21 protein-coding genes and 1 tRNA gene are annotated in these 24,890 nt (G+C 53.6%); 11 read left to right on the plus strand and 11 right to left on the minus strand.

Annotated features, from left to right (window positions below):
* Positions 1-216: 216 nt before the first annotated feature.
* The 8 genes from K3556_RS14745 to K3556_RS14775 form a co-directional block, all read right to left on the minus strand.
* Positions 217-2,043 (minus strand): TniQ family protein, encoded by a 1,827-nt coding sequence (locus tag K3556_RS14745; protein WP_260517513.1) that lies wholly within the window; start codon positions 2,041-2,043, stop codon positions 217-219.
* Entirely contained in the window at positions 2,040-3,044 is a 1,005-nt protein-coding gene (locus K3556_RS14750) for a TniB family NTP-binding protein (protein ID WP_260517514.1), read from the minus strand. The genes K3556_RS14745 and K3556_RS14750 overlap by 4 nt, the downstream gene beginning before the upstream one ends.
* A gap of 2 nt (positions 3,045-3,046) precedes the next feature.
* Positions 3,047-5,179, minus strand: a complete 2,133-nt coding sequence (locus tag K3556_RS14755; protein ID WP_260517515.1) for a Mu transposase C-terminal domain-containing protein — start codon at positions 5,177-5,179, stop codon at positions 3,047-3,049.
* Positions 5,176-5,859 carry a hypothetical protein gene (locus tag K3556_RS14760; RefSeq protein WP_260517516.1) on the minus strand — a complete coding sequence of 228 codons (684 nt, stop codon included), beginning with the start codon at positions 5,857-5,859 and terminating at the stop codon, positions 5,176-5,178. Before K3556_RS14760 ends, K3556_RS14755 begins: the two co-directional genes overlap by 4 nt.
* A gap of 264 nt (positions 5,860-6,123) precedes the next feature.
* A complete protein-coding gene (locus tag K3556_RS16460) occupies positions 6,124-6,366 on the minus strand; it encodes a transcriptional regulator (protein ID WP_409557757.1) in 243 nt (80 codons plus the stop codon).
* 547 nt (positions 6,367-6,913) lie between these two features.
* Complete coding sequence (locus tag K3556_RS14765; RefSeq protein ID WP_260517517.1) at positions 6,914-7,744, minus strand: DUF3883 domain-containing protein; 831 nt, start codon at positions 7,742-7,744, stop codon at positions 6,914-6,916.
* Between the two features lie 142 nt (positions 7,745-7,886).
* On the minus strand, positions 7,887-8,318 hold the full coding sequence (locus tag K3556_RS14770) for a very short patch repair endonuclease (protein WP_312847267.1): 432 nt from the start codon (positions 8,316-8,318) through the stop codon (positions 7,887-7,889).
* A gap of 31 nt (positions 8,319-8,349) precedes the next feature.
* On the minus strand, positions 8,350-9,501 hold the full coding sequence (locus tag K3556_RS14775; RefSeq protein WP_260517518.1) for a DNA cytosine methyltransferase: 1,152 nt from the start codon (positions 9,499-9,501) through the stop codon (positions 8,350-8,352).
* A gap of 403 nt (positions 9,502-9,904) precedes the next feature.
* Here K3556_RS14775 and K3556_RS14780 point away from each other — a divergent pair, with 403 nt between their 5' ends.
* Positions 9,905-13,153, plus strand: a complete 3,249-nt coding sequence (locus K3556_RS14780) for a DUF1232 domain-containing protein (RefSeq protein WP_260517519.1) — start codon at positions 9,905-9,907, stop codon at positions 13,151-13,153.
* Between the two features lie 43 nt (positions 13,154-13,196).
* On the opposite strand, the gene K3556_RS14785 is transcribed toward K3556_RS14780, so the two are convergent.
* Positions 13,197-14,548 (minus strand): IS3 family transposase gene (locus tag K3556_RS14785; RefSeq protein WP_260517520.1). Its coding sequence is split into 2 segments (ribosomal slippage): positions 13,197-14,212 and positions 14,212-14,548, totalling 1,353 coding nucleotides; the frame shifts between segments, so codons are not numbered across the junction.
* Positions 14,549-14,805: 257 nt separating this feature from the next.
* Here K3556_RS14785 and K3556_RS14790 point away from each other — a divergent pair.
* Positions 14,806-15,153, plus strand: coding sequence for a hypothetical protein (locus K3556_RS14790; protein WP_260517521.1), 348 nt, complete (start codon positions 14,806-14,808; stop codon positions 15,151-15,153).
* A gap of 1 nt (position 15,154) precedes the next feature.
* Positions 15,155-17,014, plus strand: a complete 1,860-nt coding sequence (drmB, locus tag K3556_RS14795) for a DUF1998 domain-containing protein (protein WP_260517522.1) — start codon at positions 15,155-15,157, stop codon at positions 17,012-17,014.
* A gap of 265 nt (positions 17,015-17,279) precedes the next feature.
* On the opposite strand, the gene K3556_RS14800 is transcribed toward drmB, so the two are convergent.
* Both K3556_RS14800 and K3556_RS14805 read right to left on the minus strand, forming a co-directional pair.
* Complete coding sequence (locus K3556_RS14800; protein WP_260517523.1) at positions 17,280-17,735, minus strand: metallophosphoesterase; 456 nt, start codon at positions 17,733-17,735, stop codon at positions 17,280-17,282.
* A 294-nt stretch (positions 17,736-18,029) separates the two neighbouring features.
* A tRNA-Lys gene (locus K3556_RS14805) sits at positions 18,030-18,105 on the minus strand.
* 110 nt (positions 18,106-18,215) lie between these two features.
* Between K3556_RS14805 and dapF the strand changes: the two genes are divergently transcribed.
* The 8 genes from dapF to K3556_RS14845 all read left to right on the plus strand — a co-directional run bounded on the left by dapF (position 18,216) and on the right by K3556_RS14845 (position 24,826).
* A complete protein-coding gene (dapF, locus tag K3556_RS14810; protein WP_260517524.1) occupies positions 18,216-19,052 on the plus strand; it encodes a diaminopimelate epimerase in 837 nt (278 codons plus the stop codon).
* Between the two features lies 1 nt (position 19,053).
* Positions 19,054-20,325: a tRNA (N(6)-L-threonylcarbamoyladenosine(37)-C(2))-methylthiotransferase MtaB gene (gene mtaB / locus K3556_RS14815; protein ID WP_260517525.1), complete on the plus strand. Its 1,272-nt coding sequence runs from the start codon at positions 19,054-19,056 to the stop codon at positions 20,323-20,325.
* A gap of 30 nt (positions 20,326-20,355) precedes the next feature.
* Positions 20,356-20,973 (plus strand): FMN-binding negative transcriptional regulator, encoded by a 618-nt coding sequence (locus K3556_RS14820; RefSeq protein WP_260517526.1) that lies wholly within the window; start codon positions 20,356-20,358, stop codon positions 20,971-20,973.
* Between the two features lie 49 nt (positions 20,974-21,022).
* Positions 21,023-21,301: a hypothetical protein gene (locus K3556_RS14825; protein ID WP_260517527.1), complete on the plus strand. Its 279-nt coding sequence runs from the start codon at positions 21,023-21,025 to the stop codon at positions 21,299-21,301.
* 3 nt (positions 21,302-21,304) lie between these two features.
* Positions 21,305-21,907, plus strand: coding sequence for a glutathione S-transferase (locus tag K3556_RS14830; protein ID WP_260517528.1), 603 nt, complete (start codon positions 21,305-21,307; stop codon positions 21,905-21,907).
* A 218-nt stretch (positions 21,908-22,125) separates the two neighbouring features.
* Positions 22,126-22,689, plus strand: coding sequence for a ubiquinol-cytochrome c reductase iron-sulfur subunit (gene petA / locus K3556_RS14835; protein ID WP_260517529.1), 564 nt, complete (start codon positions 22,126-22,128; stop codon positions 22,687-22,689).
* 11 nt (positions 22,690-22,700) lie between these two features.
* Positions 22,701-24,014, plus strand: a complete 1,314-nt coding sequence (gene petB / locus K3556_RS14840) for a cytochrome b (protein ID WP_260517530.1) — start codon at positions 22,701-22,703, stop codon at positions 24,012-24,014.
* A gap of 14 nt (positions 24,015-24,028) precedes the next feature.
* Positions 24,029-24,826: a cytochrome c1 gene (locus K3556_RS14845; protein WP_260517531.1), complete on the plus strand. Its 798-nt coding sequence runs from the start codon at positions 24,029-24,031 to the stop codon at positions 24,824-24,826.
* Positions 24,827-24,890 lie beyond the last annotated feature (64 nt).

Raw genomic sequence — 24,890 nt, forward strand, 5'->3', positions numbered from 1 at the left:
ACATTTACCATAGGAATCTTTGACATCAAATCTGCGCTTTTTTGACAGTTCGTTTGGCGCTTTGATCAGAATACTCTGAAGTAGACCGGCTATGTACCGCCCCTAATTTTGCACGTCATACAAAAAAGCCCGCAGGGGAACCTGCGGGCGAAAGACTCGGAAAGTCCAAATTGAAGCTAGCGTAAGCTCTTTGTCTCGGCTCGAGAGTTCTTCGAGTTAGGTTATGCGCCCCGGTGGAAACAGATTTTCGAGCTCAGCGCTGCGACGATAAATCTTGCTGAACCGATCTCCCAACGGCAGAGGCTCAATTCCGGCCTTTTCTAGTCTGGTGGCGACGTGCTTTGCCTGCGTGTTGGCCGCATAAGCCATCATACCCAGCGTTGCGTATTCGTTCAAAAACGCGGACAACGCCTTTGAACTGATCAACCCCATCGGGCGACGTGACCGTGGATGCCGAACCATGCGGGCCGGAAGCAACGACTTTCGGACAAGCAAAGTCACCGTGGGGTCGTTGACGCGGAGCATCCGTTTTGCTTCCTGCTTTGTATGACCTTTGTGCGTCGGACCTTCGAGCTGATCTCGGAGATCTTCAAGATCGGCAAAGCAATCATGAATACTCCGTGCGCCGGCTGACCGACAAAGAGACCTCAACTTACCCGACTGTGCAATACGGATCACCTCCTCAAAATGGCATTTTGCATGTTGGCACAACCGAAAAAGCGGAATGCAGTTGGTCGAAACCTCTGGGACCACTTCAGCGTTCTCGAAGATCGACTGCTTAAATCGATCAAGGTCATCCGGGTGATAGACTGGTGCCATTGCTGGCAAGTCAAACCTCGGCTGCAGTAACGTCGCCTTCGCAAGACGCTGGAGCGCCTCTACTCTAATACCCAGCGATTTTGCGGCGGGCTTAGGACGCATACATTGTGCGAATTGCTCGAGCATTGGGTCATACTTTTGCGCCGGGAACTCGATGCGCTTCTGACGATCTTCGGTGCCGATACCCAACCCAACCGCCAAACTTGCCATTCTGGAGTAATTCAGATGGTGTTGTTTGGCCGCTGTCGTGAGATTGTGGACGTGGCGTTGATGACATTTCCTGCCAAAGAGCTCGTCCCCTTTTCCAAACGGATAATTCTCGAAAGCGAATTGGACGACGCAATCCAAAAGGTCAGCATATCTAGGACTGATATTGTCCAGACGATTCAACCACCTCGCCAGTGCGCCAAAGTCGGCATGAAATCCTGGTGTCGGGCTTGTGGATGCCATCCGCACATTTCGGAAGGCCTCATCCAAAGCGTCAGTCCCCTTTGCTATCACCGCGAAAGCCTTGGCAGTAGCGCTAGATTTCTCTTCCGGCGTAAGTCCAGATGGGTTTTTTGAGGAGCCGAATTTCATGACTGTTCCAAGAGACACAGCCAAGTGGCATGTGAGGTCGAGATCGAACCGGTCACACCAAACATGCGTTGGTTCGCCTCTAATGCGGTTTGCCAAATATGTCTCCCAGGCGACGTCGCCCACGACCAAACCATCTAATTTGGCCGTTTCCACTATGTGTCGCCAATGATCTCGGACCCGTTGATAGAAATCATGAGCGCATCGTGGGAACCTGGCATCAGGTACTGCAGCCAAAGGTTTTTTGTGGATGTGGCAGACCTGATAAGAATTGAGAAGCCATTCCACACGGCAATGCCGATCTAGATCGCCGCCTCTCTCAACATCTTCGATCAAACATGACGGGCACACCCTCAACGCCCGTCGGTCCAACGTCTTTGCTGTCAGGTATTGGTCGTTCAGATTGTAAATGTGATGCCCGCGATCTTGCACAGCAAAACGGCTGAGTTCCGCAAACGAAATGCCGACGAAGGCCGCCATTTCGGTGAGCGCTAGCCGCTCCCCATTTGCAATCTTGCGCCAAGATGCGTTCATATCCGCGCAGAAATCTTGCGCAAAACTGGCTCCGTTTCGGGCGGCAACTCTGCCAACAACTGAATTGGCCGGTTCGCCAGGAAAGGGGACAACCGATAATCGCAATCGCATCATTTCTTTTTCCGCGGCTTGCGAGGTGGAACGACGTCTGGTGACACGTCCTTGCTGCTTGGTAGGAGCCGCCTTGGATTGATAGCGGAGTAGTTCTTGCGGACAAAGGGGTTCAGGTCGTTGGCACAGCCAGTACGTCGTAAGAACTCAGCGACGAAATGATGCTTACCAAGTGTGGTCTCTTCTCGACGGAGGCAAATCTCGATCGCTCCAATTACAATTTCGATCAAGATCCCAAATTCACTTGCCGCAGAGTGTATCAAGCGTGCGATGAAGTCGTCAGACCTGAGCTCAGGCTCAAGGTCGATGCTGATTGCGGAACAATACTGTTCAAGCAAAGAACGTATCTGGCGACCGTCATCAATCTCATCGAGTTGGTCAAACTGGATGGGAGTGAACCGTCGCCCAAGCTGCGGGTCCAAGTTCAATAGTGTCAGGAGATCTGGTAGTCCGCTCAATATGATACTGACGGGCCAATGCCGATTTTGCATCACCGACTTGAGCGTGTTCACAACCGCCAGCATCTCACGTTCGCTTTGAGAACCCATCAGATCTTGCGCTTCATCGAGGTGAAGAAATATCACTTTGAGCTCGCGTAGATGGCTTTGCACAAGTTCCCAGATAATCCCGGCCGTTCGATCCCGCATTAGGGGATAACCGAGACCGCTCAGACACGAGATTCCAACACCTTTCAAAGTCGCGGGGGATGGAACAAGAAAACTGGCAACATCGGCTGTGTCGTTGCCATCTGCAAGAAGAGACAAAGTCTCACTCTTTCGGAAGAAATGTGCCACGCCAGTCGATTTTCCACTGCCTGAGTTTCCAATCACAGCAAGACCCCTGGCCTCTGGATGAAGGCCTTGCGATATCTCTGCCCGCCTCCGATCTTCGAGATTGCAGATTGCGTCAGACATATCGACAAAACACTTTCGCGGCATGAAACGCCCTCGAAGCTTGGCCAGTTTCACATGAATTTCCGGTGATAATCTTGTGTGTTTGGTCATGGTTAGTCCTCCAATGTCCACTCCGGCTCATCGCCGTCAGTGGGTTTGTTTTGCTTGGATTGTTGGGTGGTGTTTTCCGGTCCTGTAGGGTGCAGCGGCTCTATTTTTTTACCAAAGGGCACGTCACCATCGCCGATAGGCGGTGTCTCCGGATGATGGAAAAGCATGCCGGCGCACAGGTTGTCTTCGAGGTATTCAAGCCGCGCAGCCGTGTATTCGGGATCAATCAAGCCACCAAGTTCGCGGGCCTCATCGACGAGTTTGCGAATTTTCTGGATCGCTCGGTTTCTTTGCGGCAGCGTGAGCTCCGCCTCAGCCGCATACTTTTGCCGCAGCTCACGCATGACGCGGCTCCAATGAGCCATCGAAAGTCCCTCTAGCTCCTCACCGTTCAATGCTGGTGCATCATACCAAACGCGATCAATTTCGACGGAAACGGCACCAATGTTGTCCGGGTCAATTCGAATGCGAACCGGCTTTCCTTTATTGCTTCGGCGAAACTTCATCAGTTCTTTGCAATCATAATGATTGGAGAAAAGCACAACGCCTTGCTTTGACGGCGTGCGAACGTATTCGTAACCGAGCGCAACCCTGCGCGTATGTAGATCAGGCGGCTCGCTGACGTCGTAGGCCTCGACTAACTCTTTCCATCGGCTGGCGGGAGACTGGCCGCCGGGGAGACCACGATGTGGTTGATGGTGATAATGATCGACAACCCAAACAGTCAGGATTCGTGTCAGATCTTCATCGGTAAGAACCGTGCGCTCCTCTGACGGATAGTCGCCCCTCACTATTGGACTATTGAATGTTCGCCCTGGGAGGAGTGGCATAATCTTCCGCGCCATCGTTCCGAACGCGCGTTCGATCCTGCTCCGCAGCTCAGGGATCTTCACCGGTGGGAACAGCATTATCGCGCCAAGTGTATTCACCGATAGGATGAACATATTTGAGCTGAAAGCAGAGCCAGTATCGGTACAGATCAGATGTGGGCTGCCGAAGAAATCCCAAGAGCCTTCCGCCCCGGCAGCGCGCGCAAGCTCAGTTTTGTCAGTTAGAATTTGCGCCAGAATGCGCCTTGCGGCATCACTGTTTGGTTGCGAACAAACTGACAAACCCAAAATGCAACGCGATGCACAGTCGATGGCGACATAGATCCAGCGACGCCCATCGACAGGCATGTCTTTACGAATGTCTTCAGGAAGTTCGTTCCAAATCCCCAGTTGTTGGAATTTTACGCGAACATCGCCTTCCCATTCATCGATTTCGACCCGTTCTAAGGCGTAGAGCAGGTCAAGGCCGCCCGATGAGACTGAATGTTTGTTGCGTGCATGATCGATGCCATCACGCAGAACAGACACTTCGAATGGATCAAGTAGACCTATACGCCGGATAATCGTGCGCTCACATGGAACGCCCAAAAGCTTCTCGCCATTCCTGGCGCGCAGCTTATTTTCCTCAATCAACGCGTCGCGTGTATCTTTTGCGATAACGTTATCTTTGGGGTCTTCTAGATTGATCGACGCTCTGACAAATTTCCGAATGAACTGTTCAGTATCGGCGCAAAAGCCCAAGCTCTTTTCTTTGCCTGTTCGGTACTTTGGAACCAAAACACCGGGATCATATTTGTTTTTTCGCAGCTTCTTATAGAGCTTAAGTAGGGTCTCTGGTGCATGCGGTTTCCTCTGTTGCGGCAATTTGCTACCACCGCGACGGGGGCCACCATCGATGTTTCTAACCGCCTCTTGCGCAAGAAAGACGCCAAGAATGTCGTTCCAGTTTTCCTTGAGGCTGGTGGGCGTCAGGACGATGGCACCAGCGTTTCGAAAGAACTCAAGGTTCATGCATTCCATATAGGTAAAGATTGCCGCATCGCGATCGTTTGGATGCGCATCTCGTAGTGCTTTGCTTCCTGACTTGACCGCCCTATTCAAACGTTCTCGAGCTCTTGGACCGGGTAGGTAGCGCCAGTTGTTGCTGCCCCTCAAGAAATTGATTTCTTTGCGCGTAAGCGTCTTTGGAGGTCCAGAACCCTTCTCCTTGGGTTCGAAAATACAGAGTTTGTCATTCTGAAAGGAGCACCAATGAGCCACACCGAATATGATGAATGTGTCCGCTGGATCGTAGTTGAAGATCATGCCGGCACCTCAACAGATACTACCGTCTGCAGGCCAATCTTGCCAATTGTTAACGCCTTCAATCGACCCTCGACGACCGCACGGAAGGCTGCTCGGAACCCTCGGCGGCCAAGGCCACTTGCTGCGATTAAATTTGCCAGTGTCGTCGGAGCGGCCTGATGCTTGGCAGCACGAATAATGTCTTCGTCTGCTTCGTCATCCGTCTTCTTTGAAAACTCATGATATCGCTGAGCATTAAGAGCTTGTGCCCTCGTGAAATCCGCTTCACTCATCAGAATGACATCGTCAGCGAAATGGCCTGGCAATGCAGCGCGCACGTAAGCAAGCCTGACATCAAAGTCGTATTTCTCGACATGATCAATCGGCTTGACCGCGATGGCATAGCAACGCTCGTCAGCCAACGTCACCTGGTAGTCGAAAGTGTGCTCGTGTAGGCTGCCATCTGGGAGGAAGAACGGAACTGGCGCCGGCTGATCCCATACATCAACTACATCACCGCGTGAGCTGATCAGCAGAATGCACATCAATTCCAGCAAGCTTTCGTAGACGACAATCTTCTGGCGGCCGTTCAGTCTGAGGACCAGCGTTCCTCGGCAACTGGCGCGGGAGCGCCAGTTGATCTTTCGCGTGCTTCTGGATGGACTTGGTTCGACGAAGCCTTTGGTTTCAAATTCTGTCATGCCGCGACGCCCCCATAGGTGTGGAGAATCTTGCCATGAATACGCCAAATATGACGGCTCGCGCGCCGTCCGCATTTTATGAAGGTCATGGTGACCCCTTTCGATTGGTCAGATTTCTTGGCCCGGCGAAAGATCACTCACGCCAGATGGTTGACTTTTTTCTCGAGAAAGGGGATCAAGGACTTAGGTTAAGGGTGTCCATGATGCCCAAGATAAGGAAGGGCTGAGGGGTGCAACTCTCAGCCCTTTTTTTGACCGCTACATCTATGATTCCTCCTTAGTGTTCAGCAGATCTGGATACCGATCTGGCCAGATTTCTGAAGGATGATTTAGGCCCAAGTGTCGACAGATAGCATCTTGTATGGCGTGCGATTTTACACGTCCCTGACTCACAGCCGTGACTGTGCTGGGCGACTTTCCAAGTTCTCTGGAAATCTGCGACAGAGTCACGCCGCGCTTTTTTAGCCGGTAGCGAACGTCATCATGCAAATCTAGATCTAGTATCATGTCCACAACCACTGACTTGGTTTTGTGGGGTAAACGAATCACCCCTAGCCTGAGTATTAGGCTTGAAGAAACATTTTGAGAAGAAAAATATTTCAGCTAAAACAGTGAGTTATGCTAACATCAAAGTGTGAGAAAAAGTGTTAGCAAATCGCGCCAGAAACCGTTGAAAAACAAAGCGTGCGCTAAATGTGGTGCTATTGGTCAGAAATGTTTTTGATCGTTCGAACAAAAGAAGCTGCAACAACCGGCGAAAGAAACTTCGCATTTGCTGGTTCGGGCGAACGGACGGTCTCAAAACGACTAAAACCGCCATCCTCCGAGTGACAAAATGCTGCAGTGCAGCCACCCAAAAGCAGTCATGTGGGCATCGTGGGACATTAAGGTGCTCTAGTGCGCTATGGACGAACTGCGTTGACGAGGCAGACAGGCAAAAGCTACGTCAGTAGAAAAGAGATAGGCAGCCAAGTAATCGGCTCGTAGTCTCGATGCTTTCATGCAGCGTTGTGGGAGCTGCGCCAACCAGTCAAACTCCAACCCAATGCGAGTTTCAGTGAAGGCTGGCCTGGTAGCTCGTTGCGGTCAGTGTGACGTGGGCCTCTAAGGGAGGTCGCAATTCGAACGCTTTCACGTTCCGTGAGAAGTTCCAGAGCCTGAGAAGTGTCCAACGGTCACGGTTATCCTCCGCTATTGCTAATTCATTTCTGGAGATGTGAAACGGTGTACGCTCCCAACCGTTGGTTGTTTTTACCTCGATCAGGCGGCTTTGCCCTTCGGGTGTGAAACTCGAAATATCATACCCGGCACCATCGCCGTCTACCTGGCTAACCCACCGCACTTTCTTGGCAAGGTCATGTCGACCCGCACTGGCGAGAATGGCACGTTCATGATGAAGGACACGCTCCTCCCCAGCCTTACCAAGAGTTCTATTCCTTTCATCTCGACCCGCCACATCAAACTTCCTCGCCACAGCCAGCATTTGGGCCAGTTCGTCCGGCGGTGGCGTGTTCTGCATGGTGGGTGGAGTGCTAATCCAAATAGCCCCTGGAGGCTCTGATGCTTCTATTTGGGGTGTTGTTCTTAGTGTAAGCCAGCCACCGTGCTGCTCCAGACACCGAACAACAGCATCCTCCAGGGATTTCTGAAAATTGAAGGCGGGCTTGTATCCGTTGATCCAGGTTTCACCCAGCCCCTTAAGAATCGCCGAGATATTTTGGTGTTTGAATTCGATCGAACCTTTGGAGCGGCCAATGAGCTCTTGCAGGGAGCGGTTGTGAGCCGATTTGTTGTACCTCGTGCCCGACAACTCATCCGTGAGCATGGAAAAGTAGTCCGCCACAATGGCGTCATTCTCCCAATCTGACCATTCCTCTCCACTCATGGCGCCAGGCTATGCGAAGGAATTTCCGATGTCACGCATTGGAACCTCCGAGCTCGGTAGAGAGCGGACAAAGGAAGGGAGAAATGGAGCAAATGCGTTGTTTTCTCGATTAAACTGCCCTCTGGACACCCGGGTAGACATGTCATTTCCCGTCAAGAAATCTAAACAACTTTTCCTTTAGCGATATTTGCTCTTTTGTCTCGCACTCCCAGACTATCAGAACTTGCCACCCAAGAGCACATAGCTCCGAAACTTGCCGTTCATCACGACTAACATTGTCGGCAAATTTCTTCTCCCAAAATGCGGTTCGTGTTTTGGGGGTAGTTGTTCGAGAACAGTTTGCATGCCTGTGCCAGAAGCACCCATGTACAAATACGATCTTCTTGAGCCGCGGGAACACAAGATCGGGAGATCCAGGAAGGGTTTTGACATGAAGCCGGTAACGATACCCAAGCGAGTGGCATACGCGGCGAACTATCATTTCGGGTTTCGTCCCGCGTTGTCCAATTGATGCCATCATCTTGGATCGCTGAGGGTCAACAGGTTCCTGAAATTCGGGTTTCGCTTTGGCCATTTATTCGCGTCTGGAGAGGGGCGTTTCTCACTTATTCCTCAGATTTATTAATAGGCTGCGGTTCAAAGGAAAAATCGACGGCCTCGTCCAAACCGGATAGCCATTCTGCGATGGGTTTCAATAGCGCCACTCCGAGGTCGACGGGGACAGCGTTGCCTATCTGACGGCCTGCGGCAGTGAGACCACCCGAAAAGGCAAAATCGTCTGGAAATGTCTGCATTCGAGCGGCCTGTCGAACCGTGATCCCGTGATGCTCTGTCGGATGAACAAACCGCCCTTTCGATGGATTGATGCAGGCAGTTGTCATCGTCGGTCCTGGCTGGCCCGGATCAATTCTTCCATACACGTCCTTATGACCGTCGTGTTTCTCGTGGCACGGCAAAATCCTACCCGAGTCCTTGCGCGACCCGCCGTTGAGAGGTGTGTTTCGAAAGGCTTCGACCAATTCAGGTCCATGTTTCATGTGTATGTCATTGGGATCTTGGTCGCGTGTTTCTCGGAAAACCTCCTTGCAGTTTACCCAAAGGGGTAGATCGTCGTCACAATTGGAGTGACTCGGTGAGGGTGGCCATGAGAGAGCGGATGTTGGAAGGTCATTTCGTGTTCCCAATATGAACACCCGTTTTCGTCTTTGTGGAACGCCAAAGTCTCTTGCATCCAAAATAGAAGGAGAAAAAACTCTGTAGCCAGCCTCGGTGGCTCGCGAGCTGAACTCATCCAGGAACTTTACGTGGCGCGGCCACAATATCCCGGGAACGTTCTCCATAAGAAACGCACGGGGCTGCAGGGCTTCGACGAAATTGAAGTAGCTGAGGATAAGTCTGTTTCTTGGATCGTCAACCCCGGCATCGTTGATGCGATGAGTGGAAAAACCTTGGCAAGGCGGACCACCAAGAACGATATCGCATCCGAACTCGGAGAAGTGCTTCTTTGCAAGCCCTTCAGGCTTCAGATCATTGATGCTGCCATCGTAAAGAGTCGTTCTTAGCTGTCGCTTCCTGATGAAGTTTTCCCGGTAGGTATCGACAGCATACTTGTCGTTCTCAACCGCAAATTCCACATGAAAACCGGCCTTGAAGGCCGCAAGGGAAAACCCTCCAGCGCCGCAGAACAAGTCCACTGCCTGCAGTTGATTGATAGGGTTGTCCGCAGGTACCCGATTTAGGTTGTTTCCTCCGTCCAACCGAGGTCCTCCCTTTGATGACTTGATTGTCAATAGCTCATCGAAAACAGTTTCGCACTACCTTAAGGCGCTTAACATGATGTTCAAGAAAATGACGGGCGGGATGGTGTTGTAGCCAACACTTCCGAGCATATGCACAGGGAGAGACTATTGGCCCCCTCGGTGACAGGACTGGCTTGGGAGCAACCCGCGACTGGTTGGATGAATTGTCTGATTTAATTTGTCGGTTTGATGGAAGGTAACTCTCAGAGAAGCATCAAAAAACATCAACCGAGGGCGTTCGCGACGATGGGTCGCAGGAAGAGTGCTCGCAATCAAAAATTGATCGACATTTCCCCGTTAGCGCTTAGGGTTGCTGAAAGGTTGATGGGCTTTGCATGCTGGCACCGATAGGATCAGGCAAGTGGGCAGTCTTTTCAGAGAGGTGAAGAAAGTGAATCCTGGCCCCTATGGCCAATTTGAATGCGACTATCCGTCAAGAAATCGTATTGAGGCAATAAACACTGAGATTGACAACATTTCCAAGTCAATCGGAAAGAAGATAGATGGGTGGGAGAGCGTCCTGCCCGGTATTTCTGCGTGTTTGGTGGCATTTGCGGAATTGCGAGCCAGCAATGGCTATCAAGTTCTTGGATGGATACGCCTCGCTGCGGTTTTCAGACGTAAAGCGATAGAGGGCGATGGCACCGCTTGTGACGCATTTGCTGCTCTGTATTTCCTCAACCAATCAAGGAAATCCTGGCATAAAGAAGAGAAGCTGAGCGAATTGAACTGGGTCCAGGACCGGGCTCTTGATCAACTGGGGATGAATTTCGAAGGCGGTTGGATATACAACGCGATCACAAAAGAAGAAATGCACTCCATCCAGCAGACCGTACTCAGAACTGCCGAGATTGACAGGCGATGTGTCGGAAAAATTGCCAGCAAGATTTCCACTCAAGTCAAGACGATTCGAGGTCTAAAGATCATCGCGGACATCACCGATTTTGATCAGAAGTTGGAAGCATTGATCGAAGCGGCGGGGGGGGATGGCGTTGAATCCGGCTTAGCTCGGGCTGCGATCGTATATCTTGCGGAAACTGATGACGTCATACCGGACGACCTGGGGATATTAGGGCTTCTTGATGACCTCTATGTCATTGAATGGGCTTATGCCACTGTCGAAGAGCAAGCATACGGCCTTCCACATTTGAGCAGTTTGCAACAACGAATTCCCCACTTGGAAAGCTCCTATCTGACGGCGGGCGGTATGATGTTAGATCGCTTCGGCCAGTACGTCGTCGGAAATGCCCAAGCTGTCCTTGAAAGCACGGAAAATGACCATATTGCTTTGCGAGATGCAGATGTCTTTCTTGCACCTGTAGTCGGGGCACTCACACTTTCTGCAATGCATGAAAACGCCCAGACTGGCGCAAATGTAAGATGGGAAGAGGGCACAATCCTCAATCTGCTGAATTTCGGTCAGCGCCCAGAGCGTGTGCGATACTTAGGGCATAAAGTCATAGCAGGTGACGAGAAAATCGTTGTGGAGGTGAATTCATCTGGCCGGCTATACTTGCCTGTCAACTTGGCGACCTGCATGGAGACATCGCCTCGACAAGATTACAAAACCTTGTCGAACGGGTCTGCCGTTTCGACTTGGCAGCAACACCACTCTGTCGACCCACTACATTTTCTTTTGAAAGGACGACCCAGAAGCGATGCGCGGCGTGCCGTACTTGTGGTGGCTCCCCGCAACTTGTTGGAATACTACCTACCTTCCCTGCATTGTCGCGGCGAGGCAATTTCGAAAGTGGTCGGAGCCACCTGGGTAAGCGGAACCGAACGCGAAGAACCCATGTCACAAAGCGTTATTGATCGAGCGATGATCTATGCATGCGGGTCCGCGATGGTCGCGAGAAATCTGATCGAAAATCCCCCTGCGGGAGTGGTCGGGTTCGATTTGATAGCTTTCGGTTCGCAGGCCTACCGCGAGATAAATGCCGAATTCGTCGGTCGAGAAATTCCAAACCTCCGGATGCTTTGTTTGGCGGATATTTCGGAAGTACCTGGTCCACCCCGGGATGCACTGGTCATGGAGGATGACGTAGTTTTACCGTGGTCCTTGAGACCACGAGGTTTCAGGCAAACTGACCCTTTGGCCCGTGGGCTAAAGCGGCAATACAATCATTGGATCGTTGATCGACGTGTTCAGGTTTTCCCCAACCCAGCATTGTCTACAATCAACAAATTCCTGCAAGATCGACATGATGATCCGGAAGATGACTTCTCTCCGATTGTGCAGCAACTTAGGAGCTTCCTTTCCGATATGGGAAAGATGCCGCGTCCGGGTAGCTCCGTGTCGGCCAAACTTCGGGAACGAGCTTTAATTCTGTCGAGGGCAGCAAAGGCGGAGGCACTTTATGACCAGTCCTTGGTTGGTATTGCACACGCACTCGGTGAGCTTTCCGAGAATTGTAAATTCTCCCCTGATGTCTTTGGTGAGACGATCGCTAAGGAGGGCAGGCCTGTCACGATCCTCTGCCGGTCCCATCAAGAAGCCCAAGAAACCACTTCCTTGCTGAAGGAGAATGGTTTCTATGGTGCGGGCCTTACTGCACCGGAACTTTTTCGCGATGCTCCCGTAGAGCATTTGGTTGTTCCTGGCTGGCATGGTGCGGAAACAATGCGCCGGCTTGATACAATCAATCCAGCAATAAAGCTGGACTACCTGATGTTCGACTTTCAAGAAGAATGGCTCGAAAGAGTGACGGAGGGGGTGCGTAGGCGCGTCCGTTCTTTCAGCACTCCTATCGAACACTCAAATGAAGGGCGTGAGGCCAGCGGGGCAGGAGAGCAGTTGGTGTGGCCCAGCCCGAAGAGAAATAAATCTGCACCAAGTGAGGAACTATCAGAGTTCATCCCACCGACAGAGAAACGCCCCGACCTTGATGGATTGTTCAAAGGTATTCATCGGACCGCTAATTACGGGAGCGAAGCAAAGGTCAGCGGAATTCCTGTCATTCTCGATGACTACTCAGCTTACATGTTCTTGCCACCTCATGCTGATCTGGTTCTCTTGAACAGAGACGCTTCACGACCAGAAGATGCCTGTATACCCGTTAGCCAATTGCGAGAAGGTGATGTTTTTGTACTGAAGGATGGCTCTCACAGAGAGCTTTTCCAAGAACTTGCTCCCAACTATCTGAGGGATCCAAACACTACACTAAAAATGGCTGACCTTTGGCGGCAACCTCTTAAACAGGCCTATGCCGCAGGATCTGTTCCTTGGAGCAATTTTCGCAAACGGTTGGCTTCTGTTGGCTTGCATCGATCGGATATGGCGTATCGGAACTGGATCAGCGGGCAAACCGTCGCGCCAATGAACTATCGGGCAGTCATTCCGAAGATTTGCACCCTGTCCGACGATCCGGAAATTCAAAAGTCTGGCGAGGCTTCGGCGCAGGCCGTTTCAGCGCTGTATAGAGCTCGTCATGAAGCCGCGGATCACATCTTTGAGCAACTTGTAAAAGGAACTGCTGATCAAACCACAGGAAAATTGCGGATCGAAGTGGGGAGCACTTGCATCGACCTCAATGTCCATCGCGTGGAATATGTTGGTCAGGTGGCAACTTGTGCAGGTGTCCGTCGTCAGAGTTTTTCGGAATGCTGAGGCGTTTTCGTAACGGAGGCTCTGGTTCGGTTTCTGTTTGAGTTTAGGCGGCCGCGGCTTGGTGCTGCAACCGGCGTTTTTGGATTGTCTGTTTCTTGATCTCCTCTCTCCTCTTCAGGATCTTCGCGCCTCGTCCTTGGTAGACATCGGCGGGCGTCAGATTTTTCAGGCTCTCGTGGTAGCGGTGGTTGTTGTAGTGATCGACGAAGGCGCTGATCTGGCGTTCCAAGTCGCCGGGCAGGAAGTAGTTTTCCAAGAGAACACGATTCTTCATCGTCTGGTGCCAGCGCTCGATCTTGCCCTGGGTTTGGGGATGGTGCGGCGCACCACGAACGTGAGCCATGCCTTTACCCTCGAGATAATTAGCCAGATCGGCGGCGACATAGGATGAGCCATTATCACTGAGCAGCCGTGGCTTGTGCACGACGTTCGCGCTGTTGCAGCCAGATGCATCCAACGCCAGTTCCAGCGTGTCGGTGACATCAGCCGCTTTCATGGTGGTGCAGAGCTTCCAGGCGATGATGTATCTGCTGTAATCGTCCAGGATCGTGCTGAGATAAAACCAACCCCAGCCGATGACCTTGAGATAGGTGAAGTCGGTCTGCCACAGCTCGTTCGGTCTGGTTGTCTTGTCACGGAACTCATCGGCGGCGCAGATCACCACATGGGCTGGTGCCGTGATAAGGTCTTCGGCCTTGAGGATACGATAGGCCGAAGATTCCGAGACAAAATACCGTTTCTCATCGGTGTATTTGACCGCCAACTCACGCGGCGTTAGGTCCTCGTGGTCAAGTGCAAAGTCGACAAAGGCCTTGCGGATGGTGTCCGGGATGCGGTTCCATACCGACCTTGGCCGGTGTGAGCGGTCTGCCAGTGCGTCAACGCCACCTTCGACCCACCGCGCATACCAATCGTAGTAGGTGCTGCTGGGGATACCGATCATCTTCAGGGTCTGCCGGGTCGGCAAATGCGAGGCCTCGACCGTACGGATGATCTCAAGCTTCTCAGAGGCGGGGTATCTCATTCGTCGAACTCCCCATCCCCGATCATGCTTTTTTTGAGCAGGCGGTTCTCAAGCGTCAGCTCAGCAACCACCTCTTTCAGAGCGGCAGATTCCGACCGCAGGTCTTTGACTTCAGGAGATGTCGCTTGTCGCGCCGTGTCACCCGCCAGCCGGTTCTTGCCCGCTTCAAGGAACTCCTTCGACCAGGAGTAATACAGGCTCTCTGCAATCCCTTCGCGACGGCACAGCGCGGCGATGCTCTCCTCACCACGTAGACCAGCAAGGACGATCCTGATCTTCTCTTCGGCTGAGTAGTGTTTGCGTGTTTTACGTTTGATACCCCTGACCAGCTTGTCAGCGGCATCCTTCGATGTTCCGGACTTCTTGTTCATCTTCGCTCCTTAATAGCTTCGATGAACCAGAATTCCTCCGTTGTTCAAACCCTCAAATCTGTCCGGTAGGCGCTGACGTCAGACAGGTCGTCGTCGCGTATACACAGACAAAGAACCGAGATCGCTCCCACTACGAACGCTTCGTTGGGTATCACCAAAGCCTATATCGACACGTCGAACCTACCAGCGTCACGCCTTTCTCACCGCAGGCTCGTAGCCGCGGAATGCGGGGTCTCTTAGTCGCTGTTGCAAGGCACTTGTGCGGTTTCGAAAGTCCAAAAGACATTCAAAACTCCACCAAGGCTTTGAAGTTGGACAATGAATTAAGTTGGATCCTTGACCGGATTGAAGACATCAACGGAGACGAATGCGAAGATGCCAGGCATGAGCTGGATGATTGGGTCCGAGATTGGCGGCAGTATGCGCCACCTGCTTGGGGAAAAATGGCCGGAGGTGTTGATGAAGCATCCCTCATGCTACCCTTTGGCGCTCCTGCGGATGACCAACTCTTGCAAGCCGCTTGGCCGGTGATGACCTCAATGCGAAATGTGGACGGTAGCAGTTCGGCCAGCGTTCTTTCGATTTACCCAGAGCCGGATATGTAAAATGGCCAAGAATGAATTCAGAACATCCCAAGGGATTGTCCCGTTCGGTGTCGGTGCAATCGTTGATTTTATTGATGACACACTAATGATGGCGGGCCTCGATGCTTGGCCCGTGGCGCAGCCCGGTGCTGCTCTCGATCTGGAGAAATCAACGAGAGTGGTCGACAGTCGGTTGGCGCAACGCTTGAGCGCTGAAATGGGGCGCAAGATTTCTCACTTCTACACGCCATCGCTTGCTCGTGAAACTAACGTTCGTGGTATGGTGCCACAGGAAGACCGCGCACCGATGCCATTCGTTCGATTCCCTCGCTGGCACTATTGCCCGCGTTGTAGGCGCATGAAGAAGCTCGATTGGAATACGCAATCAAGAGACGAAAACATGCGGTGCAACAACGCAGAACGACTTGCAGGAGGACGGGGCAAGACCTGTGGGGAGTTGCACAAAAACGTACGTCCACGGTTGATACCGGTCCGCTTCGTTGTCGCCTGTGAAAGTGGTCACATTTTTGATTTTCCCTGGGAACGATGGGTTCACCGAGGCCACAACTGTTCCGACGGAGTAGCTGAGCTCTACTTTACCTCCACGACCCAACCTGGCACCGCTGGTATCCGTATTGTTTGTCGGACTTGTGGGGAGCGGAGGTCTATGGTTGGAGCCTTCAATCGTGGGGTATTGGCTGACACATTGAGTGAAGGCTGCCCAGGTGAACGACCATGGCTTGGACCCGAAAGTGCAGAACCCTGCCAGCATAGCGCAATGCAAACTATTCAACGCGGTGCCTCAAACGCGTATTTCGCCAAGTTGGCGAAATCTATCCTAATCCCTCCCCATTCTCAGCGTGTGATGAAGGTATTGTCCGAAAAGGGAGTATACAATATCCTCGAAGCGCTTCTACCGGATCCGCCACAACCAACCTTGGAGTACTTGGCTAAGGAATACGGCGTTGAAGCTGATGAACTCCTGAAAGGGGCGCTGGCACTGAAGGACGGGATATCGGGTACAACCTTAGTAACGGAAAACGCCTTTCGCCGAGCCGAGTATGACGCATTCACTGGCCCAAGACCTTTGCCCAAGGACAGGGAAGACTTCGACCTCCGTCCGATTCAGCTAAAGGATTATGGCACTTGGTTTGAAGATCACTTTGATGAGGTCGCACTTGTAACACGCCTCAGAGAAACACGAGTCCTGCAAGGTTTCACCCGATTGCTTCCGCCAGGCGCAAATGAGAATGACCTCGCCCCATTGTCCCTTGGCAAACCAGATTGGCTGCCGGGTGTTTCCGTTCGCGGTGAAGGCATTTTTCTCCGGTTTCGGAAAAGCCGGCTTGCGGAATGGGCAGCAAGCGAAACGGTGCAGGAACGATTTGAGCAGCTCCGCATTGCCCACAACACTATTGACGCAGAAATGGCGAGGGTTGATTTGGAAGGGGGAGTGACCAAGGTTTTGCTGCACAGTTTTGCTCACCTCCTCATTAGGCAACTTGCCTTCGACTCCGGTTATGACAGTTCCAGCATATGCGAGCGTATCTATGCTTCGGATGGCCCCGATGGAATGGCGGGAGTGCTGCTCTATACTGCAAGTGGAGACTCGGAAGGCACACTTGGAGGACTTGTTCGACAGGGGCGGCCAGAATACTTGCCTTCAACAGTTCATGCCGCACTAGAGAATGGGCGTTATTGCTCATCCGACCCGCTTTGCATCGAGAGTGCTGGTCAAGGCCTGAATTCGCTGAACTTAGCCGCTTGCCATGCTTGCTCACTTTTGCCAGAAACTAGCTGTGAAATGTCGAACATGTTGCTCGATCGGGCGATTGTCGTTGGTCATCCAAGCATCTCCAAATTGGCCTACTTCAAAGGATAGGATCAGTGCGTTTTGAGGCCGGATTCATTTCCTCATTTGGCTTGTAGTGCCGCTGCAGGACAAACCGATGCGGTCTTCTGCGGAATGTTTCGTGTTAAAGGCGATCTAAGCGCGCTTGTGAAAATGCTAAGCCGCGATCTCAGAAGATCGGTTCGCGTCGTTCTTTAGGGAGTAGCATATTAGATTCCCTCGGCACGATTGCAGAATGCAACCACCGCTTTGTCCCGCGGAGCAGAATTTTGGACAGAGCGTAGCTTCCTGCCGCTTAGGTAGGCTCAACGTCATTCCAATGCGCATTCATTGGCAAGCTCGCTGCTCTGGTCGCGATGTCGTCGTATCTGACAGGCATGAAATCCCAAACATCGACCCCGACATTTACCGAGTTTGATGACCCTTTCCAGTTGTCATGGACATGACCGAAGAACTGCAATGCCCCGCGTCTTGCATGGTTCCATGTAATCATCGGGTAGTGGCACAGGGTATTCAGTTGGTTCTGTGGCCCGTCACGCAATTCAATGAATGGTGATACAGTATCCCAGCCCAGTCCTAGCGTGGGCTGGAAATCGTGGTTGCCCGTGATCAGGTGCTTGCGCGCACCGGGTAGTCGGTTGAAGACCTCGGTCAGGAACGGGACATCCTTTGCCTTTCGACCAAAGGCGAAGTCGCCGATGATCCACAGATCGTCATCTGACCCCACACGGTCCGCAAGGTTTTTGAGCATGGTGGCATCCATGTCGTCGGTATTTGCGAAAGGCCTATTGCAGAACGTGATAATATTCTCATGCCCAAAGTGGGTATCCGCCGTATACCAATGCGCCATGAAGACTACTCGCTAAGAATCTTTCTGACATGAAGAAGGCGCCGACAATGGGTCTGACAAGAAACCATTGGGCATGCTTCTCATTCGGCAAAGCGTAAACCTTGCCGCCGCAACCCACAACTGGAAGATTTGCCTGAAAAACGACAAACCCCTGTCAAAAAAGACAAACTACGTGTCATCTTATATTTGGAAAAGTGGTGAGCCGTGATGGGTTCGAACCATCGACCTACTGATTAAAAGTCAGTTGCTCTACCAACTGAGCTAACGGCCCACACTCTGAGCGCGGTGACTATAGCCGTGGGTTTAGCAGGTCAACCCCATTTTCCACGGAATCGGTTCAATCTCTGGCAAAAGTTTTCGCAAGAGCTTATATCGCGCAACATGGCTTCTGACGGCACAATAAACCAAGCGCTCAACTTCATGAAATGGCATGGGGCGGGCAATGACTTCGTGATCATTGATTCACGGGGGAAAGATGCATTGATGAACCGCGAATTGGCGGCCGGACTTGGTGACAGGAATCGGGGTGTGGGGTTCGACCAACTGGCCGAAATTCGCAGCTCGGACGCTGCCGACATCGATCTTGATTTCTGGAATGCCGACGGCAGCCGCGCCGGGGCCTGTGGCAACGCAACACGTTGCGTCGCGCGGTATATGATGGATGCGACCGGCAAATCCGCGCTGACCATCCGCACAGCCCGTGGTGTGTTAGAAGCTCGCGCTGATGGCGATCAAGTCTCGGTGAACATGGGCACGCCTCAATTGTCTTGGGACGAAGTTCCTTTGTCCAAAGAGGTCGACCCGGCCCACTTGCCCTTGGATGGTGATCCTGTTGCTGTCGGCATGGGGAACCCGCACTGCGTATTTTTCGTCGACGATGCCGAGGCTGTGGACGTCGCGTTAATTGGTCCACGCATCGAACACGATCCGCTGTTTCCCGACGCCACCAACGTCGAATTCGCCGAGGTGCGCAGCCGTGATGACATCCGTATGCGGGTGTGGGAACGTGGCACGGGCATCACTTTGGCCTGTGGCTCAGGCGCCTGCGCCACCGCTGTCGCTGCCCATCAGCGCGGACTGACCGACAAACGCGTTCGGATGGAACTGGACGGCGGCTGGCTGACCCTGGATTGGCGCGACGACGGGGTCTGGATGACCGGACCTACCGCGTTTGTCTATCGGGGCCAGCTCACGCCGGCCTTCCTGAAAGCGCTGTAACATGGCCACCAAGCCCCCCATTTTCGCGACACTTGGCTGTCGCCTGAACGCCTATGAGACAGAGGCGATGAAACGCTTGGCCGACGAAGCTGGCGTTGAAGGCGCGGTGGTGGTGAACACCTGCGCCGTGACCGCCGAAGCCGTGCGCAAAGCCCGTCAGGAAATTCGTAAGCTGCGCCGTGAAAACCCCGACGCCAAGGTCATCGTGACCGGGTGCGCCGCGCAAACCGAGCCTGAGACATTCGCCGCGATGGACGAAGTGGATGCCGTGATTGGCAACCACGAAAAAATGGAGCCCGCAACTTGGGCAGGTCTCGCGCCCGATCTGATCGGCGAGACAGAGCGTGTGCAAGTCAATGACATCATGTCCGTGACCGAAACGGCAAACCACCTGATCGACGGGTTCGGCACCCGTTCGCGCGCCTATGTGCAGGTCCAGAACGGCTGCGATCACCGCTGCACCTTCTGCATCATTCCCTATGGCCGTGGCAACTCACGCAGCGTGCCAGCAGGCGTCGTGGTCGACCAGATCAAGCGGCTTGTGGATAAAGGGTTTAACGAGGTCGTACTGACCGGTGTGGACCTCACCAGTTGGGGTGCTGATCTGCCCAGAGAGCCAAGGTTGGGCGATCTGGTGATGCGCATCCTGCGCCTTGTGCCCGATCTACCACGCCTGCGCATCAGCTCGATCGACTCGATTGAAGCGGATGAGAACCTGATGTTGGCCATCGCATCCGAGCCGCGGCTGATGCCTCACCTTCATCTGAGCCTGCAACATGGTGACGACCTGATTCTGAAGCGCATGAAAAGACGACACCTGCGCGATGACGCGATTGCGTTTTGTGACGAGGCACGCCGCCTGCGCCCTGACATGACCTTCGGTGCCGACATCATTGCGGGGTTCCCCACTGAAACCGATGCCCATTTCGAAAACAGTCTCAAGCTGGTGGAGGAGTGTAACCTGACCTGGCTTCACGTCTTCCCCTACTCAAAGCGCGATGGCACTCCGGCAGCGAAGATTCCCACGCAGGTCAATGGCAACATCATCAAGGACCGCGCTGCTCGATTGCGGGCAGCTGGTACTGCGCAAGCAAGTCGCCACCTGTCATCGCAAGTTGGACGAGCGCACCGTATTCTGATGGAAAACCCGACAATGGGCCGGACCGAGCACTTTGCAGAAGTCACGTTCGACACGCCGCAGGCTGAAGGGTCTATCGTCAATGCCACACCGAACGGTGTGATGGACAATCAGCTTTTGGTCAGTGCAGAGTGAGACGGATCTTGCTGCACGAAAGGCAATGCCATGCACCCAAACCCTGCCTTTCGCGATGCGACCAACGAACAAAATCTTTCATTCGCCCGCGAACGTGCTTTCGGCACACTTGCGATCAATGCTGATGATGGGCCACTGATCAGTCATGTGCCGTTTATAATCTCGAATGACGGCACCTCCGCTGAGTTGCACCTTGTCCGATCCAACCCCATCGCACGTGCACTGACGACGTCTCGGCCCGCAGTGATCGCGGTCACGGGGGCAGATTGCTACATCTCTCCAGACTGGTATGAGACACCTGACATGGTACCCACATGGAATTATGTATCCGTCCATCTACGCGGACGGCTTGAGTTGGCAGACCCTGCCAGCCTTCGCGACCTTCTGATACGTCAGTCAGCCGCATTCGAGAATCGCCTACCGAACAAAGCCCCTTGGACCATGGACAAGTTGACTGACGCGCAAGCCGCCAAATTGATGCGGATGATCTTACCGCTGCGTTTGACGATCGACTCTGTCGATGGAACCTGGAAGCTGGGCCAAAATAGGGACCAAGTCGCGCGACTTAGGGCCGCTGAGCAGGTGCAGAACGGAATTGGGCATGAGCTTGCCGAAATCGCGCGTTTGATGACCAAACCACCGGCATAAGTGGACATATCCCGTTCGCCTCCCTACATTTAATGTGAAGGAGGATCACATGCCCCTACCGCTTGCCCCTATCGCAGCTATTGCCATCCGATATGGCACTGTTGCCGTTGCCACTTATGCGCTTGCCCGCTCCATTGAACGTGGACGACGAGATCAGCGCTATGAAGATGCATTGGATGATGTCCCGGAAGGCCTGACCGCCCGGCGCGACAACGATCAGGTAAACGCGACAGCACGTCTGCGCCGCGTGATTCGCTTTGGTGACAACGGGCCGGGGATCGAAATTGACGCCGTCAGTCTGACCCGCATACGCTTTCGAAAGGTCTGAGCCATGCAGTTGATCACTTCGCCTGCGTCACCATTTGCGCGCAAAGCCCGCATGGTTATCATCGAAACGGGTCAGCAAGACGATGTGGAGCTGGTTGACGTCGTTTCGTCGCCCACTGCCCCCAACCCGCAGCTGACAGCGGCGAATCCCATGTCCAAAATTCCTGCGCTGGTTCGCAGCGACGGACCAACCTTGTATGACAGCCGCGTGGTGACGCGGTATCTGGACGCAAGATCAGGCGGAGCGCTTTATCCTGAAAGCCGGATATGGGAGGTTCTTATCCTTGAGGCAACCGGAGATGCCATCATGGATGCGGGCGTGCTGATGGTCTACGAAAACCGGTGCCGACCAGAAGACATGCAGTTCGGTGGCTGGATGGATGCCCAATGGGGCAAGATCGAAGGCGCATTGGATGCCCTGAACACACGTTGGATGAGCCATCTGTCAGGTCCGCTTGATATCGGGCAGATTTCTGTTGCCTGTGCACTCGGGTATCTCGATTTTCGGCACGCCGAACGCGAATGGCGCAAAGGGCGTGACGCATTGGACGACTGGTTCGCGGTGTTCTCTGCGCGCGACAGCTTTAAAGCCACGATGCCCGTCTGAGTCGGCTGACCTTCAATCTGACGCTCTGATCCAACAGATTTATCGTGCTGCGCGCGCTAACATGCGGCAACATAACCTTGAAAAGCCGCCCCTGCGCCCTAATGACTTCTGGACTGAGCGCAATTCCTTGGATAAACAGCCGCGAAACGGACTGCTTTCTTGGGCGGTCTACTGTCGTGTCGGTTGCAATTCTGCGACCTAGCTAGGGAGATGCGCTCTTGTCACAAGCCGACGACCACCAAGGAACCCGCCGGGATTTCCTTTATTATGCCACGGGTGGTGCCGCTGCCATTACGGCCGGCGCCGCCGTCTGGCCGCTCGTTGACCAAATGAACCCATCAGCTGACGTGAAAGCGCTCAGCTCGATCCGTGTTGATATCTCGGGTGTCGAAGTCGGCAGCCAGATCACCGTGAAATGGCGGGGCAAGCCAGTTTTCATTCGCCGCCGCAGCGATGATGAGATTTCCGCCGCCCGCGCCGATGACGAAGCTGCACTGCCAGATGCCTTTGCACGCAACGACAACCGTGACTCGACCCTTTCAGCGGCTGACGCAAACCGCGCGATGGACGAAAATGGCGAATGGTTGGTCATGATGGGCGTTTGCACCCACTTGGGCTGTGTGCCTTTGGGTGACGGCGCCGGTGACTATGGTGGTTGGTATTGCCCATGCCACGGCTCGCACTACGACGCGTCTGGTCGTATCCGCAAGGGTCCCGCACCCGAAAACCTGCCCGTTCCCGTCGCCGAGTTTGTCGACGAAACGACGATCAAACTGGGCTAAGGGAGGCTTATATGTCCGGAATTCCTCATGATCATTACGAACCCAAAACCGGGTTCGAAAAATGGCTGAACAAACGGCTTCCCGTCGTTGGTCTGCTGTATGACACCCTGATGATCCCGACCCCGAAAAACCTGAACTGGTGGTGGATCTGGGGCATCGTCCTGACCTTTTGTCTGGTTCTGCAAATCGTGACCGGCATCATTCTGGTGATGCATTACACGCCGCATGTCGATTTGGCCTTCGCGTCGATCGAACACATCATGCGTGACGTGAACGGCGGCCATATGCTTCGGTATATTCACGCAAATGGCGCGTCACTGTTCTTTGTCGCGGTCTACATCCATATTTTCCGTGGCCTGTTCTATGGATCATACAAAGCACCGCGCGAAGTCACATGGATCATCGGTATGCTGATCTACCTGATGATGATGGCGACCGGCTTCCTGGGCTACGTTCTGCCTTGGGGTCAGATGTCCTTCTGGGGTGCAACGGTTATCACCGGCCTGTTTGGTGCTATCCCCTTCATCGGTGAAGGCCTGCAAACATGGCTTCTGGGCGGACCGGCCGTGGACAACGCCACGTTGAACCGCTTCTTCTCGCTGCACTATCTGCTGCCCTTTGTGATCGCCGCCCTGGTGGCTGTTCACATCTGGGCCTTCCACACCACGGGAAACAACAACCCGACCGGTGTGCCTGTTCGTACCGGATCAAAAGAAGAAGCTGAGAAAGACACCCTGCCCTTCTGGCCCTACTTCGTCATCAAAGACCTTGTTGGCCTTGGCATCGTGCTGATCATATTCTTCGCGATTGTCGGCTTCATGCCCAACTATCTGGGTCACCCCGACAACTATATCGAAGCCAACCCATTGGCGACGCCAGCGCACATCGTGCCGGAATGGTATTACCTGCCCTTCTACGCGATCCTGCGGGCCTTCACTGCCGATGTGTGGGCCGTACAACTGGTCAGCTTCCTGACGGGCGGTATCGTTGATGCGAAGTTCTTCGGCGTACTGGCCATGTTTGGTGCGATCTTCGTGATGGCGCTGGCCCCGTGGCTTGACACCTCGTCGGTCCGCTCGGGTCAGTATCGTCCGGCCTTCAAGTGGTGGTTCCGACTGCTGATCATCGACTTCATCGTTCTGATGTGGGTCGGTGCCCGTGACACGAACTTCCCGCATGACTGGATTTCGCTGATCGGCGCCACCTATTGGTTCGCCTACTTCCTTGTCATCCTGCCGCTGCTGGGTCTGTTTGAAAAACCGACCACGCCACCAGCCACGATCGAGGAAGACTTTAAAGCCCACTATCCCGGCGCAGCCGAGTGAGAGGATTGAAAACTATGATCAAGAAACTCACAACATCCGCCGCCGTCGCTCTGGCGCTCACCACTGGTGGCGCGCTGGCTGCAGGCGGAGAAGGCCACATCGAAGACGTTGCGTTCTCGTTTGAATGGCCCTTCGGCACCTATGACCAAGAGCAACTGCGCCGCGGTCTCAAGGTCTATACCGAGGTCTGCGCGGCCTGCCACGGTCTGAAATATGTGCCTTTGCGTTCGCTGGCTGACGAAGGTGGCCCGCATTACACCGAAGACGAAGTGCGCGCCTATGCCGCCGAGAACTTCTCCATATACGACGAAGAGCTGGAGGATGACCGCCCGCGTACGCCTGCGGATTTCTTCCCGACCGTATCTGGTGAAGGCATGGGCCCTGACCTGTCATTGATGGCCAAGGCTCGCGCTGGCTTCCACGGCCCGGCTGGTACCGGCCTGAACCAGTTGGTTCGCGGTATCGGTGGTGCGGAATACATCGCCAGCTTCCTGACCGGCTTCAACGGCGAAGAAACCGAAGTGGCTGGCAGCGTTCTGTATGGCAACACCGCCTTCCCCGGCGGTTGGGTGTCGATGCCGCCGCAGCTGGAAGACGGTCTTGTCGACTATGACGATGGTCACAACAACTCAGCGCATCACATGGCAGAAGACGTCTCCGCCTTCCTGATGTGGACAGCTGAACCCAAGATGATGGCCCGCAAGAAAGCTGGCTTTGTTGCGGTTATGCTGCTCGTGCTGCTGACTTCGCTTCTGTACCTCACGAACAAGAAGCTTTGGGCGCCTCACAAAGGTAAAAACCTCGACCTGTAAGTAATCAGAGTTCGCAGAATACCAAAGGGCGCCCCAGGGCGCCCTTTTTCGTAGGGGAACAAGC

It is taken from the genome of Aliiroseovarius sp. M344, assembly GCF_025140835.1.
Classification (GTDB): Bacteria; Pseudomonadota; Alphaproteobacteria; order Rhodobacterales; family Rhodobacteraceae; genus Aliiroseovarius.